The sequence below is a fragment of the Acinetobacter sp. ANC 4204 genome, from assembly GCF_002135205.1.
Classification (GTDB): Bacteria; Pseudomonadota; Gammaproteobacteria; order Pseudomonadales; family Moraxellaceae; genus Acinetobacter.
The window spans coordinates 116,721-129,600 of the sequence record NZ_NEFZ01000009.1 but is presented as its reverse complement, the minus strand read 5'-3'; the positions used below and the strand labels follow the sequence as shown (position 1 = coordinate 129,600).

Here is a 12,880-nt window from a genome sequence, read left to right as displayed (position 1 = left end):
TCCCGAACTCAGAAGTGAAACCTCTTAGCGCTGATGGTAGTGTGGCGTTTGCCATGTGAGAGTAAGTCATCGCCAGCTCATTATTCAAAAGCCCCCTAACGATTAAGTTAGGGGGCTTTTTTTATTATGCAGTTAGTGAAATAGTGAATTTATTGTCATTGATTAATGCTGATGTCTTATCAGTATCTGGTTTTTGGTTTGGATCAACCTCATTCAAAAAATAGAACTCAGCTTTTCATTGAAGATGGTTGATGAAATCGTTTAATCACGCACCGTAAACGTCTAAGTATCTATAGCAAGAGAACATGAATTTGGCAGCTTAGGGATTGAGTTGTCGACGAGCATGTTTTAAAGCCGTTCTTAAGCCTTCTTCAAGGGTTGGGTGATAAAATGGTTTTTCCAAAATTTCATCGATAGTCAATTCTTCTGCAATCATCCATGCCAATAAATGGGCCAAATGTTCAGTAGACTCTGTGAGTAATTCAGCACCCAGTAGCTTTCGGCTACTTCTATCTACATAAACCTCGATGGCCCCATAGTTTTTACCCAGAACCAATGCACGTCCTTGTTTTGCATAGGATACTTCGCCGATGACAAAATTGATATTTGCACTTTGTAGTTGCTTAAAGTTTTGTCCAACCATTGCCATTTCTGGGTTGCTAAACACGATGCCTAAAGGTGTTAGAGTTTTGCATGATTCTATAGTGGGGAAGTTCAATGCATTTTTAACCGAAACTTTACCTTCGTGTGCAGCTTCATGTTGCAGAGGGGTGTCGGTATGTGCATCGCCAATGATAAAAATCGGGTAGTCAGCGAGTTGTTTTGTCTTAGGATCAACAGGTAAATGTTTTAAGTCTGTGAATGATGTGTCGATATTTTCGAGTTTAAGCGTATTTAAAAGACTACTTCGTCCAGTAGCAACCAGTAAATAATCGACGTTAAGTGTTTTAGGCTGATCATTTTCAGTAAAACTAAGTTCAACTTGATCGTTTGTATACTTAACTTCAGTGGGTAAAACTTCGAACTTGATTTCAAGTTCATCGCCAATTTCTGTTTGTGCCAACTGCTGTAATTTAGGACTGGTCAGAACGCCGACTTTACGGCTACGTGCAAAGACCGTGGTCTTGACACCAAGTCGTTGCATGGCTTGCGCGAGTTCAATCGCGATGACGCCACTCCCAATAACGGCTAAGGAGTTAGGTAAAGCATCAAGTTCAAAGATTTGATCGGAGGTGATAAGTCGATCACCGAGTTCATCTTTCCACATTGGGTTAAAACTTGGTGTGGAGCCTACAGCTAAAATAAAGCTTTTGGCTTGGTAGAGTTGCCCATTCACTTCGACCGTTTTTGCATCGACAAAGTGAGCACGGCCTTGAACTTTGTGCGACTTAGGCCAGCTCTCTACGGTTTTAAGGGTACTAGAGGTAAAGCGATCGCGGAGTGCTTGTACGTGTTGCATGACCTGACTGCGGTCAATTTTTGATTCTACTTTTAATCCGACACGATCCGCATGTTGAATATCATGCATGCGATTGGCTGTAGAAATCAGGACTTTTGAGGGCATACAGCCGACACGTGCACAAGTGGTGTCCCACGGTCCATCATTAATGATTAATAGATTTTGTGTGGACTTAATGGCTTGTTGGTAGGCTGCAATACCCGCAGTTCCTGCCCCAATAATAATCAGATCATACATAACACAGAGTTTACCTAAGCAAGATTACTCTATAGTTAACATATTCATGGGGTTTGGGGATTATATTTTGTAAAAAAATGGCATGGATTGCCGTCATTATTTATAAACTGCTACCAACGCTGACGCCAACAGTAGGTCGAACATGCATGGAACTACATGCAGTTATAAGTGTACAACAGAGTAAAAGAAGAAAGAGCTTATTCATGCAGTAGTCCTAATTGTTTGGCTTGATGAAAGAGCCGACTTGAACGTTCACCACTTTTACAGACCATTAAAATGGGTTTGGGGAGCTCATTATAATATTTAGCAAATTCAACCACGTCTGTTTCAGAAATTTTACTGCTGGTAACTGGCTGGTAAATCACACTGACTTTCGCTTGTTCTGCGATACTTCGTAGTTGCTCAACGCGAACGGTATTGCCTTGTTCTTGATCAGGTCTGTTGACAATGACTGACTTAAAACCTTGTTTCATCAATTGTTGAAACTTATCTGTGGTCATTTGTCCTGAAACACTCAGTTGCGGACTCAGTGACTGACTGAGTGTTTCCGTTGCTGCCCAAAGTGTACTGCTTGCTAAAAGCAGAGCAGTACAGATGACGTGTTTAAACAACCGTTTAGTCATCTAACAGATCCATTTGTTTGGCAAGTTGGTACAAGTTATTTGAGCGATTACCTGTACGGCAGAACATGAGAACAGGTTTTGGAAGTTCATTAAAGTGGTTGGCAAAAGTGCGAACATCCATTTCGGTGATTTGACCAGCAACCACAGGTTGGTAGACATAATCCAAGCCTGCTACACGTGCAGCTTCCTCGATTTGAGCGCTGGTCGGTTGTTCTGGGCCACCTTCCATATCTGGGCGGTTATTGATCACAGATTTAAACCCTTTTTCAACCACTTGAACCAAATGTTCAGGACCAATTTGACCTGCAAAGCCTACATTTTCACTCATCCTGTCACTCCAAAATTAAGATAATCGAGATATGCTTTATGATAGCATTAAGCTGAAAGCTCAGCCTATGCTGTTGAAATATTTATAAGCGATTACAACCATAAAATAACGCAATGGAGCAGGTATGCACGCCTATACCGTTGAACCGCTGTATGTGAAAAGTGGCCAAGAGGTCATTGCTGCAGATTTTTACCGTCCGAAAACTGAAGAGAAGCCCGCAGTGATTTTGATGGCTCATGGCTTGGCTGGGCTTCGCCAATTCAAACTGATTCAATTTGCGCAACGGTTTGCACAAGCGGGCTATGCGGTCGTGTTATTCGACTATCGTTATTGGGGGGGGAGTACGGGGCGCCCAAGAGAGCTGGTGTCGATTAAAAAGCAGCTCGAAGACTGGCGCACCATGATTAACCATGTCAAAGAGCGTAAGTCGATTGATAGCCGACGTATTGTGCTGTGGGGGACGGCACTCAGCGGTGGATATGTACTCGATATTGCTGCAGAGTTCAAAAATGTTCAGGCGGTGATGGCACAAGTGCCTTTTGTCGATGGTGCTGAAAGTGCCAAGCTTTACCCGTTACAGCAACTCCCGAAAGCATTAAAGCTGTCCAGCCAAGATTATATGGGGGGCAAAGTTGGTTTAGCGCCAACGACTTTACCCGTAGTTGACCCCCGAAAGCTGTGTTTTATGCCGACCCAAGATGCGTATTTGGGTTATCGTTCGATTATCAATCCAGACTATTATTGGAGTGGTGAGATTCCCGCACGACTATTTTTTAATTTAATCCGTTATCGTCCGATTCAAAATGTACGGCAAATTAATATTCCTGTACTTTTTATTGCAGCAAAACATGATAGCCTCATACCTATTGAGTCGAGTCGTGAAGCGGCGACCAATATTGCTCCCTTTGTTCAATATCATGAATGGGAGATGCAACATTTCGATATTTATCATGCCACCTGGTTTGAAAAAGCCATTTCGACCCAATTAGAATTTTTACACCAACATATTGGAGTCAATTAAATGATTATCGTCTGTCCGACCTGTATGGCAAAAAATCGTGTCCCTGAAGAGAAGCTGAATGCTAATCCGAGTTGTGGCCAATGTCATGCTACGCTTCTGCCTGCTACACCTATTGAGTTGAATGAACAAAATTTTAGTCAGTTTATTAGCCATAGTGATTTGCCTGTATTGATTGACTTATGGGCAGAGTGGTGTGGTCCTTGTAAAATGATGGCACCGCATTTTGCTGAAGTGGCGAAACAAAATCCACAAGTGATTTTTGCCAAAATTAATACCGAAGAATCTCCACGATTAAGTAGTGCCTTTAATGTGCGAAGTATTCCAACCTTAGTTTTAATGAATAAAACTACTGAAATTGCTAGAATAAGCGGCGCGCTCCGTGCGCCACAATTGCAACAATGGTTAGATCAACAGTTGCAAGCCCAGTCATAACGAAAATTGGAGTCAACGTGTCAGAGATTCATGTGAAACCAGAAGGGATGCTATCTCTTCAAACGATTGCAATGCCAGCTGATACCAACTGGAGTGGAGATGTGTTTGGTGGTTGGATTGTGTCACAAATGGATTTGGCCGGCGCAATTCATGCAGAACGCTTTAGTAAAGGGCGTTGTGCAACGATTTCGATTAATCAGATGACGTTCTTGGTCCCTGTCAAAGTCGGGGACGTGATTAGTTGTTATACTAAAATTTTAAAAGTAGGCAATACCTCGATTCAAATGGAAATTGAGGTATGGGACAGTCATGATAGTTCACGCCCACCTGTACGTGTAACTGAAGGTGTATTTACCTTTGTGGCAGTGGATGTCAAAGGCAATAAGCGCCAAATTCCAACTGATGTGAAAGAGAAATTTTTTGCCAATCAAGCCAATTAAGCTTGAGACGAGCTAAAAGCCAGTAATAATACTGGCTTTTTTATAACTATTTGAAAAGTGATTAAGCTTTAGAACATCGTGTTGCTATTTGCTGATTCGGCAGGCACGCTCTGCACGGCATCCCAATGTTCTACAATTTTGCCTTGTTCGACACGGAAAATATCAACGACAGCCTCTCCGCGGTCTTGTGCATTTTGGGTGGAGTGGACGTGCAGTACAACCAAATCACCATCGGAAATCACACGTTTGATGGTACTTTTTGCTTGTGGGTGTTCTTTAAAATACTGGGTGAAATAGTTTACAAAAGGCGCTTTGCCGTCTGCAACATAGGGATTATGTTGAATATATTGTGTACCAATATAGCGGTCTGAATAGGTTTGAACCTGATGTTTGCTAAAAACCCCTTCATAAAAGTCCACCACAATTTTTTTATTCTGTTCGGTCAGAGCAGAGGCAGAATGGTGACTCGGCGTTGTTGAAACCGATGTGTTGGCTGGGTTGTGTTGTTGGCAGGCGACAAGCCCTAAAGAAAATAGGGTCGTTGCTAAAATTAGTCTTTTTTTCATTAAGTCAGCTCAAATATTCATATTATGTAGCATGATTTTGAGCTGAGTTGAAGCAAAGATATAGTAAGTTTTAGTCGCGGCTTTAGCGTATTGTTGTAAATTTTATACTTACCAAACAGTAAGTTATATTTACATTCTTATTTTTTTAATGATGCTTTATCGAGCCAAGCCCATAACATTTCACATTGAACAGGTGCTTCACCCGATTCATCCATTACTGTCACAGAAACTAAAGTTTCACCTTTGGCGGTAGTTTGCATCAGTTGCTGTTGTTCTGGTGTTAAGGTGGCTGTCGCTGTCATGGCACCTTTACTTGGACGTTTAAAGTCAATATGCATGCTTTTAATCAGAACGATGCAATGGTCAGGCACATTCATCCCTGTGACAAAACCTGTTGCCGTTTCAGCAATCAAGGCCATGGCACAGGCATGTAGTTGACCAATATGGTTTTGCATAGCTCGGTGGTTTTCAATTTTGACGACGACTTCACTATGACTCACTTGTAAATAACGGATATGAGCACTGCCGACCATGGGAACTATGCGACCAAAAGCTTGACTCCATAATCGTGTACGCAACGCTTTCGGCAAGCGAGAAGTGGCTTTTACAATTTTAGATAAGCGATTGGCCTTTGGCATAGTTACCTCAAATGATCGAACAAGGGGATTAGTCTTTAAAGTTATTGAACTGTAAAGGCAGACCAAATTGCTGTTCTTTTAAAAACGTCATTACTTGCTGTAATGTATCGCGCTTTTTATCAGTCACACGAATTTTGTCGCCTTGAATTGAAGATTGCACTTTAATGCCACTTTCTTTAATGGCTTTGTTAATTTTTTTTGCGGTATCTGAGTCAAGTCCGTCTTTTAATTTCACCACTTGAAGTACATTTTTACCTGAAGCGGTCATTTTTTGTGGATCAAGCGCTTGAATATCAACTTTACGCTTAAAGAAATGGTTCTCTAACATGGTATAAACTTGTTCGCACTGGAAATCACTTTCTGTTGAGATTTTAATTTCTTTGTTTTTTTCATTGAGTTCAATTGAAACATCTTGACCTCGGAAGTCAAAACGGGTTGCAATTTCCTTTTGGGTATTCTGAACAGCATGATTTACCTCAAAAATTTCTAATTCTGAAACAATATCAAAAGATGGCATGGATTAGACCTTTACAAATAGAAAGAATATCTGAGATGCTAGGGATGTTTTCTTCATTTGCCAAGTGTTGTTTACATCAAAGGAGTGCGCAATGATCCGTAAACAAGAAATTACAACATTTGAGTTCCCAGAGGATGCGATCATCTGGGATGTACGCGATTCAAATGCTTATGCCGAAGCACACGTGAAAGGGGCGGTTAATCAGCCCATCACAGGACTATCGGCACAGAGCCTTACTCAGGTGTCGACGGGTCAACCGATTTATATATTATGTGGCGGCGGAAGCAAAGCACCACGTGCAGCAGAGCTACTTGAAGGTTTTGATAGTGCGCGTGAGTATGTCATTTTAATGGGCGGTACTCGTGCTGCTCGTGATGCTGGTCTAGCCTTAGAGCAGGGCAACTAAGCAACAGCAAAAAAAGCGCCGTAAGGCGCTTTTTTAATGTCTTGGAAATATGAATTTTCTCTATAGCGCCATGCGCTGCACTTGAGTCAAAAGCAGAACTAAGACTGCGCTTTAAAATAAGGCTTTTTGGCTTTGACTTTCTTGTGGAATCGGGTTGGACTGAGCTTTTGTAGCAGTGACTCAGGAACAGGGCAGGCCTCTTTTAGTATCTGTGCCACTAAAATTTCACTGCATAAAGGCGCAAATAAGAAGCCCTTAGAGCCTAGGCCTGCAAAGCTATAAACTTCAGACTGTTCGGACATTCTACCAAGTACTGGAAAATAGTCCAAACTTTGCGCGCGAACGGATGCACGGCCTTGCCAAGTCCTCACATCAGGAAGTGATTGTGCATAATCTGGAAAGACACTGTGGATAAGCTCGTAGTTATGCACATGGTCTTCAAGCAAAACATCGCTGTCGTCCCGATTCGGATAGAAGGATGCGCCTAAGATGAGCTGTTGAGCATCAAGCTGCATACAATAGCCACCATAGCTATAGGCTTGATCAAGTGCGAATGCTTGTGACGTGTTCTCCACCCAGCTAACTTGTCCACGAATGGGCTTCAGCACAGGGTACTGCTCAAAGAAAGTAGCCGTGTGGCGTGCACAACACACAATCACGTGATCAAACTGACCTAGAGATTGAGCTTGTTCATCTACGATTTCATTGTGCTCTGGATGGATTTGAGTAATGTTGGCTTGTACGAACTGAATCAGCGGATGCGCTAAGATTTGATCTCTGAGTTGATGTGGTGAAACGGCGCCCGCTTCGGTTAAATTCAGACTGGAATATTCAGTGATTAACGCTGAATCAGCAGCGGTTTCGGCTGTCAAAAGACCCGCAGGATATTGTGGTTCGAGATCGAGTAAGTCTTCGGCTTTTTTAAGCGCCAGTTGATGTACTTGAATCGGGCGAAAAGCTTGAAATTTGGAATAGTGCTGTAAAGCATGTTGCCAAGCCAAGGTCATGAGATGTTCATGACTTTGTTCAATCGGACAAAGTTTGGGGTTGAGTAAGGCCAGCGGATTGCCTGAACCTCCTGCGAGTGGCTCAGATTGGTCGTAGAGCGTGACTTGGTGCCCACGCTCAGCAAAGGCCCATGCACTAGTTAAACCTGCAATCCCTGCACCTATGATTGCGATATGGCGCTGTTTAAAAGGGTATGGTCGTTGACCAGGTCGGTTTTGATCCGATACCGATTTGGCGTCTACAGCATCTGATGTATGTTCAGGCTCAGCAGGGAACCAGATGGCTTTGAGCATTTCGCGTTTGTGTTTAAATCCACGCGGACGTGAAATAGAAATACCATGCTGTGTTAAACCACGTTTGAGCACGCCTGCAACACTAAATGAAGCAAAGGTCGTCCCGACATCTGATAGGCGAATAATATGTTGAAGAACTTGTTCTTCCCATATGTCAGGATTACATGAGGGTGCAAACCCATCGAGGAACCATGCGTTAACGCTACTGGTTTTTGCCATACTAGGGAAAACATCGTGGGCATCGCCTAACCAAAGGTCTAGGCTAAAACGTTCATTAGGGAAGCTCAGGCGATGACAACCCGCAATCGGATGCGGGTATTGTGTTATCAATTCATCGGCGATCGGTTTAAGTTCAGGCCAAGCATCGAGTGCGCGTATCAGATCAGCCTTAGATAGCGGAAATTTTTCAACTGAAATGGCATGGAGATGGCTGTGGTTATTTGGCCGTACTTGTTGCCAAAGTTGCCAAAGTGCCAAGATGTTGAGCCCTGTGCCAAAGCCAGTTTCACCAACACTAAAATATTCAAAGGGCTGAAGATTTGACAGGCGCTCAGATAAATCGTTGCCATTTAAAAACACATGGCGTGTTTCGAGTAGACCATTGTCTTTGGAAAAATAGACATCGCCAAATTGTTTTGAAACTGGCACATCAATGCCATCAACTTGTTGCCACTCTAAATCGGCAGTTTGAATTGCGCTTGACAAAGCCACAGTACCCTATTGTTTCTAATAGGGCTTAGCTTACCACTGACGACGGCGTTTGGTATAAACGTAACTAGCAATTAAGAAACCCAGTAAGACACCCACAGCGATGGTTGCTGCACCGTAGAGAAACATTTGTGCACTGCGTTCGCTTTGTAAAACCTGTACTTGTACACCGAGGCTGTCATTTTTAAGTTGTAGCTCTTGGTTTTGTGCCAAAGCATCAAGATTGGCTTTTTCTAACTGAGCTAAGCGAGAAGCTTGGTCTTTGACCAATGCTTTGACTTTGGCATCTTGGAGGGCTTTGTTTTTCGCCAATTGTTCAGCGGTGAGCGGTTTGGCTTCCTGTGGTTGACCATTTGGACTAATGGTTGCTACAGCAGGAATAATTTTTGGTTGTGTAGCGGTGTTGTGTCCAGATGGTGGTGGAGCCGCAGTCGTTGCTTGGACGGCAGGGGCTACACTTGGAGCAGGTGCGGTTTCAACCGCCCATGCCATAGAAGAAAGAAGAGATAAACCCAATAAGCTTGTGACAACGACACGCATGACCTTATCCTTGAGGGAATGCTTTATTAAATGGTTTAACATCAATATGACGATAAACCCCTGCTTTTAAGAAAGGCTCTTCCTGTAACCATGCATCGAGTGCTTCACGTGAGTCAAAGTCAACAATGATCGTACTGCCATAAAAACCCGCTTGTGGATTGCTTGGGTCTTTAGGCATTGCACCAGCAACAATTAAACGACCTTCATCATTGAGCTTTTGTAAACGAACAAGATGTTCTGGACGTGTAGCAAGGCGTTTTTCGACAGTCCCTTCCTGATCGGTACATGTGACAACGAATAGCGGCATATGAATTCTCGATGTATGTTCTGGCTAAATTACTCTTCAGAAGATTTAAAGTATTTACGTAATACAATAAACTGAATAATGATAAAGGAAAACATCACGATCATGTCACCAAAAGCCGTGAATTCTCCCCAATATTTTCCGTCCATAAATAAAAATGCGAAAAATACGTGTAAAAAAGACATGAGAGCAAACATGGCCGCCCATGCAAAGTTTAAATTTTTCCAACCTGCGTCGGTTAAATTGAAGATTGGGCCGAACAAACGTTTGATCAGCGGTTTGCGTTCTTTGCCAAAATAAGGGGAAAGTAAGAAAGCACCTGAGAAAATTATATTCAGTAAGGCTGCTTTGAGTTTGATGTAAAAGTCATCTGACAGCATTAAGGTAACACCGCCGAAAATAACCGTCATAAACAACACAATCCACTGTTGTTTGTCTAAACGGAACTTTTGCATGAAGAACAGTGCGCCGTAAACCATCAGCATCGAAATAATTAAACCTGTGGTGGCTACAAGAATATTATTATTATCGACACCCCCAGCAGAACCAATCAATTGAAGTAATGGGTGATCAGTATTTTTCGGATCTACAGTTTTATATAAATAAAAGAAAATGATCAGCGGCACAAAGTCTAAAAGTGCTTTCATGTTAGAGTATCTAAATCTGTTCAAATAAATAGCTAGTATAAGTGATGGAAGGCGTAGATTTACATACTCACAGCAATATTTCTGATGGCACTTTTACACCGAAGCAATTGGTTGATGCTGCAGCGGAAAAAGGTATTCATACCTTGGCTTTGACAGACCATGACACCATGGATGGCCTTGCTTTAGCAGAGTTGGCTGCAAAGTCGCATGCGATGCGTATTATTTCAGGTGTAGAAATTTCCAGTCAGTGGTCGAGACCCTCGACTAAGAAAAACTATGGCGTGCATGTGGTTGCATTGAATATGCAAGATTTAGAGCCACTACAAAAATGTCTTGAACAGCAAAAACAAATCCGCGCGCGCCGCGCCAAAGAAATTTGTGATTTATTGATTCCACTGATTGGTGAGGATATTTATCTCGATGTTTTGGCGAAAGTTGAACAGATGCCTGACCGCGTGACTCGAACCCATATTGCCAAGACCTTGGTTGAAAAAAAGTATGTGAGTCGCGCGCAACAAGCGTTTGATAAATATATTAAAGAAGGCAAAAAAGCCTACGTGAAATTTGATGGACTGGGCTTAGAAGAAACCATTCAGGTGATTCATGCCAGTGGCGGTTTTGCAGTATTGGCGCATCCGACACGTTATGATTTATCGGCCACCAATATTCGCTACCTGATTGAAATCTTTGCGCAGTTTGGTGGGGATGCGGTTGAGTTGCCACCCAGTGTTGAACCGACCTCTACCCGTCAAATGGTGGATCGGATGATTGCCGAGCATGGTTTAAAAGTATCAGTCGGTAGTGATTTTCATGGTGACAATATGCCATGGATTAAATTGGGCAATATTCCCAGAGTCAAAGAGGGACAAGTGGGGATTTGGGATAGTTTTATCTAAATGTTTTTGAGGATCGCTACCTTCTCCATGAGCTATATATGGCCTAAGAGAAGGTAAGTGTGAGTTCGCTTAGAGTAGATTATTGTCTTGTGCTTGAATCGGGGGAGGTGTCGGTTTACCTAAAGTCCCAAGCAGTTCAATTTCAATAGTACGCACCATCGAGTCCAGCGGCAAATCATTACTTTGCGTTCCGAAAGGTTCTTCAATTTCCGAGCTTAAAGCATCGAGTCCTAAGAAGGTATAGGCCAACACACCAACCAAAAGCGGGGTGAAAATACCTAAAGTTGAGCCCAAGCTAAACGGTAAAATGAGGCAGAAAAAATACACCGTACGATTGAGTAATACCGAGTAGGCAAAAGGTAGCGGTGTTGTCGCAATACGGTCACAACCGGTTTGCACTACACTTAGGTCAGCAACATGCTGATTCAACTGTGCATACACAATGTCGCTAATTTCACCTTCTTTTAATGCTTGCATTAACTCCCACTGAATCAAACTGAGGGTGTACTGCGGGGCATTGGCTTGTTGATACAGCTGAGTCAGTGCATTTTGACTTAGGCCACTGGTTTCCACCAGCTCGGTAGGATTGGCTGTTTGATGGCGTAAACGGTCACGCAAGACATTGGCAAAGACAATCACATGTTGAATCACACGTTCACGGCGACCTTGAGTCAAGATACGACAGTCACGGTCAAAGTGACGTGAATTGGCAATTAAAATACCCCATAGCTTCCGTGCTTCCCACCAACGGTCATAGCAGGCACTATTTTTAAAGCCGAGGAAAATGGAAAGTACCACCCCAATGAGGGTGAAGCCGACCAAGGGCAGTTCAGGGAAATGAAAATAGCCGACATAGGACAAAATGCCAATAATGGCAGAGACCAACATGACCACGCCCAAAGGGGGTAAAACTTTGGGAAGAATGGTGCCACGCCATGAAAAAAGCACCTTAAAAATACTGGGCTGATCACGCACAATCATGTGATTAGAATTCTTTTACAATTTTGCTTGATCTTCATATTTGTCACCGTATTTGTCAATCATTTGTCTGCATATTTAAGTGGGTTGGATCAGGTCGTGTTCAGCAAAAGAAAATGTACCTTCAGGCGATAAAATAAAATGATCAATCAGTTGAATGTCCACGAGCTGACTGGCTTGAAGAATACGCTCGGTCAGTCCGATATCCGCCGCGGAGGGCTGAGCTTTTCCAAGCGGATGGTTATGGGCAATCACCATAAAGGTAGCATGTTGAGCAATACAATAACGTAGCAATTGGTTGATCGAGATTTCACAAGAATTTACTGCACCAAAGAACAACTTTTTAAAGTTTATTTTTCTTAAATGTGCATCGAGACAGAGTACGGCAAAAACCTCTTGGTTCTCGCTTGAAAATTCATATTGTAAAAACTTGAGTAACTGAGCTGAATGATTGAGCTCTAACTTTTCTTGCTTGAGCTGCTGACTACTGTAGCGTCGTCCCAATTCTTTGACGGCCATTAATTGTGAATACTTGGTCGGACCAATGCCGTGAAATTGGCTGAGTTCGGGCAGTTCAGCATCGAAAACGGCATTCAGACTGCCGAAATGCTGTAACAGCAGACGGGCCAATTCGACCGCAGAATGTTGTGTTGAGCCCGAGCGGATAAAAATAGCCAGTAGTTCCGCATCAGAGAGGCTGGCAGGCCCTTGTTGTAACAAGCGTTCACGTGGCCGTTCTTGTTCGGGCCATTTTTTTATAGATAAGTACATTCTTTTATACTTTTTTATTCTTAATTTGAGGAACATGACCCAACCGATTATTGGGTATAAGACTATTT

Annotated in this window: 17 protein-coding genes; 5 read left to right on the top strand and 12 right to left on the bottom strand. The window is 42.8% G+C overall.

The features are described from left to right. Nucleotides 1-319 precede the first annotated feature (319 nt). From B9T36_RS16240 to B9T36_RS16230, 3 genes are all read right to left on the bottom strand, one after another. Complete coding sequence (locus B9T36_RS16240) at nucleotides 320-1,696, bottom strand: dihydrolipoyl dehydrogenase (protein WP_086210490.1); 1,377 nt, start codon at nucleotides 1,694-1,696, stop codon at nucleotides 320-322. Nucleotides 1,697-1,893: 197 nt separating this feature from the next. After that, entirely contained in the window at nucleotides 1,894-2,319 is a 426-nt protein-coding gene (locus B9T36_RS16235) for a beta-lactamase hydrolase domain-containing protein (protein ID WP_086210489.1), read from the bottom strand. Beyond that, the gene (locus B9T36_RS16230) at nucleotides 2,312-2,647 is read right to left on the bottom strand and encodes a TIGR01244 family sulfur transferase (protein ID WP_005401736.1); all 336 of its coding nucleotides are present in this window, start codon (nucleotides 2,645-2,647) and stop codon (nucleotides 2,312-2,314) included. Before B9T36_RS16230 ends, B9T36_RS16235 begins: the two co-directional genes overlap by 8 nt. 124 nt (nucleotides 2,648-2,771) lie before the next feature. On the opposite strand from B9T36_RS16230, the gene B9T36_RS16225 reads away from it, so the two are divergent. The 3 genes from B9T36_RS16225 to B9T36_RS16215 are packed head-to-tail and all read left to right on the top strand — an operon-like array spanning nucleotide 2,772 to nucleotide 4,540. Continuing rightward, nucleotides 2,772-3,668, top strand: coding sequence for an alpha/beta hydrolase (locus B9T36_RS16225; protein WP_086210488.1), 897 nt, complete (start codon nucleotides 2,772-2,774; stop codon nucleotides 3,666-3,668). After that, a complete protein-coding gene (gene trxC, locus B9T36_RS16220) occupies nucleotides 3,669-4,100 on the top strand; it encodes a thioredoxin TrxC (protein ID WP_086210487.1) in 432 nt (143 codons plus the stop codon). Nucleotides 4,101-4,117: 17 nt separating this feature from the next. Then, nucleotides 4,118-4,540: an acyl-CoA thioesterase gene (locus B9T36_RS16215; protein ID WP_086210486.1), complete on the top strand. Its 423-nt coding sequence runs from the start codon at nucleotides 4,118-4,120 to the stop codon at nucleotides 4,538-4,540. A 68-nt stretch (nucleotides 4,541-4,608) separates the two neighbouring features. Here the strand turns inward: B9T36_RS16215 and B9T36_RS16210 are convergent, their stop codons facing one another. From B9T36_RS16210 to B9T36_RS16200, 3 genes are all read right to left on the bottom strand, one after another. Then, nucleotides 4,609-5,106 (bottom strand): ester cyclase, encoded by a 498-nt coding sequence (locus B9T36_RS16210; RefSeq protein WP_086210485.1) that lies wholly within the window; start codon nucleotides 5,104-5,106, stop codon nucleotides 4,609-4,611. Between the two features lie 137 nt (nucleotides 5,107-5,243). Beyond that, nucleotides 5,244-5,744, bottom strand: a complete 501-nt coding sequence (locus B9T36_RS16205; protein ID WP_086210484.1) for a DUF4442 domain-containing protein — start codon at nucleotides 5,742-5,744, stop codon at nucleotides 5,244-5,246. Nucleotides 5,745-5,772: 28 nt separating this feature from the next. After that, a complete protein-coding gene (locus B9T36_RS16200; RefSeq protein ID WP_004697619.1) occupies nucleotides 5,773-6,261 on the bottom strand; it encodes a YajQ family cyclic di-GMP-binding protein in 489 nt (162 codons plus the stop codon). A gap of 91 nt (nucleotides 6,262-6,352) precedes the next feature. On the opposite strand from B9T36_RS16200, the gene B9T36_RS16195 reads away from it, so the two are divergent. Continuing rightward, on the top strand, nucleotides 6,353-6,667 hold the full coding sequence (locus tag B9T36_RS16195) for a rhodanese-like domain-containing protein (protein ID WP_086210483.1): 315 nt from the start codon (nucleotides 6,353-6,355) through the stop codon (nucleotides 6,665-6,667). Nucleotides 6,668-6,765: 98 nt separating this feature from the next. Here B9T36_RS16195 and mnmC read toward each other — a convergent pair whose 3' ends face one another. Genes mnmC through B9T36_RS16175 form a run of 4 tightly spaced genes read right to left on the bottom strand, consistent with a single transcriptional unit; the run spans nucleotide 6,766 to nucleotide 10,167 of the window. Then, entirely contained in the window at nucleotides 6,766-8,673 is a 1,908-nt protein-coding gene (mnmC, locus tag B9T36_RS16190) for an FAD-dependent 5-carboxymethylaminomethyl-2-thiouridine(34) oxidoreductase MnmC (RefSeq protein ID WP_086210494.1), read from the bottom strand. Between the two features lie 36 nt (nucleotides 8,674-8,709). Next, on the bottom strand, nucleotides 8,710-9,216 hold the full coding sequence (locus B9T36_RS16185; protein ID WP_086210482.1) for a hypothetical protein: 507 nt from the start codon (nucleotides 9,214-9,216) through the stop codon (nucleotides 8,710-8,712). Nucleotides 9,217-9,220: 4 nt separating this feature from the next. Beyond that, nucleotides 9,221-9,523 carry a YciI family protein gene (locus tag B9T36_RS16180; protein ID WP_086210481.1) on the bottom strand — a complete coding sequence of 101 codons (303 nt, stop codon included), beginning with the start codon at nucleotides 9,521-9,523 and terminating at the stop codon, nucleotides 9,221-9,223. A gap of 29 nt (nucleotides 9,524-9,552) precedes the next feature. Further along, on the bottom strand, nucleotides 9,553-10,167 hold the full coding sequence (locus B9T36_RS16175) for a septation protein IspZ (protein ID WP_086210480.1): 615 nt from the start codon (nucleotides 10,165-10,167) through the stop codon (nucleotides 9,553-9,555). Nucleotides 10,168-10,211: 44 nt separating this feature from the next. Between B9T36_RS16175 and B9T36_RS16170 the strand changes: the two genes are divergently transcribed. Continuing rightward, nucleotides 10,212-11,063: a PHP domain-containing protein gene (locus B9T36_RS16170; protein WP_086210479.1), complete on the top strand. Its 852-nt coding sequence runs from the start codon at nucleotides 10,212-10,214 to the stop codon at nucleotides 11,061-11,063. A 69-nt stretch (nucleotides 11,064-11,132) separates the two neighbouring features. On the opposite strand, the gene B9T36_RS16165 is transcribed toward B9T36_RS16170, so the two are convergent. Together B9T36_RS16165 and radC are read right to left on the bottom strand one after the other, a co-directional pair. Next, nucleotides 11,133-12,044: a bestrophin family protein gene (locus tag B9T36_RS16165; RefSeq protein ID WP_004983451.1), complete on the bottom strand. Its 912-nt coding sequence runs from the start codon at nucleotides 12,042-12,044 to the stop codon at nucleotides 11,133-11,135. A gap of 75 nt (nucleotides 12,045-12,119) precedes the next feature. Beyond that, a complete protein-coding gene (gene radC, locus B9T36_RS16160; protein WP_086210478.1) occupies nucleotides 12,120-12,812 on the bottom strand; it encodes a RadC family protein in 693 nt (230 codons plus the stop codon). Nucleotides 12,813-12,880 lie beyond the last annotated feature (68 nt).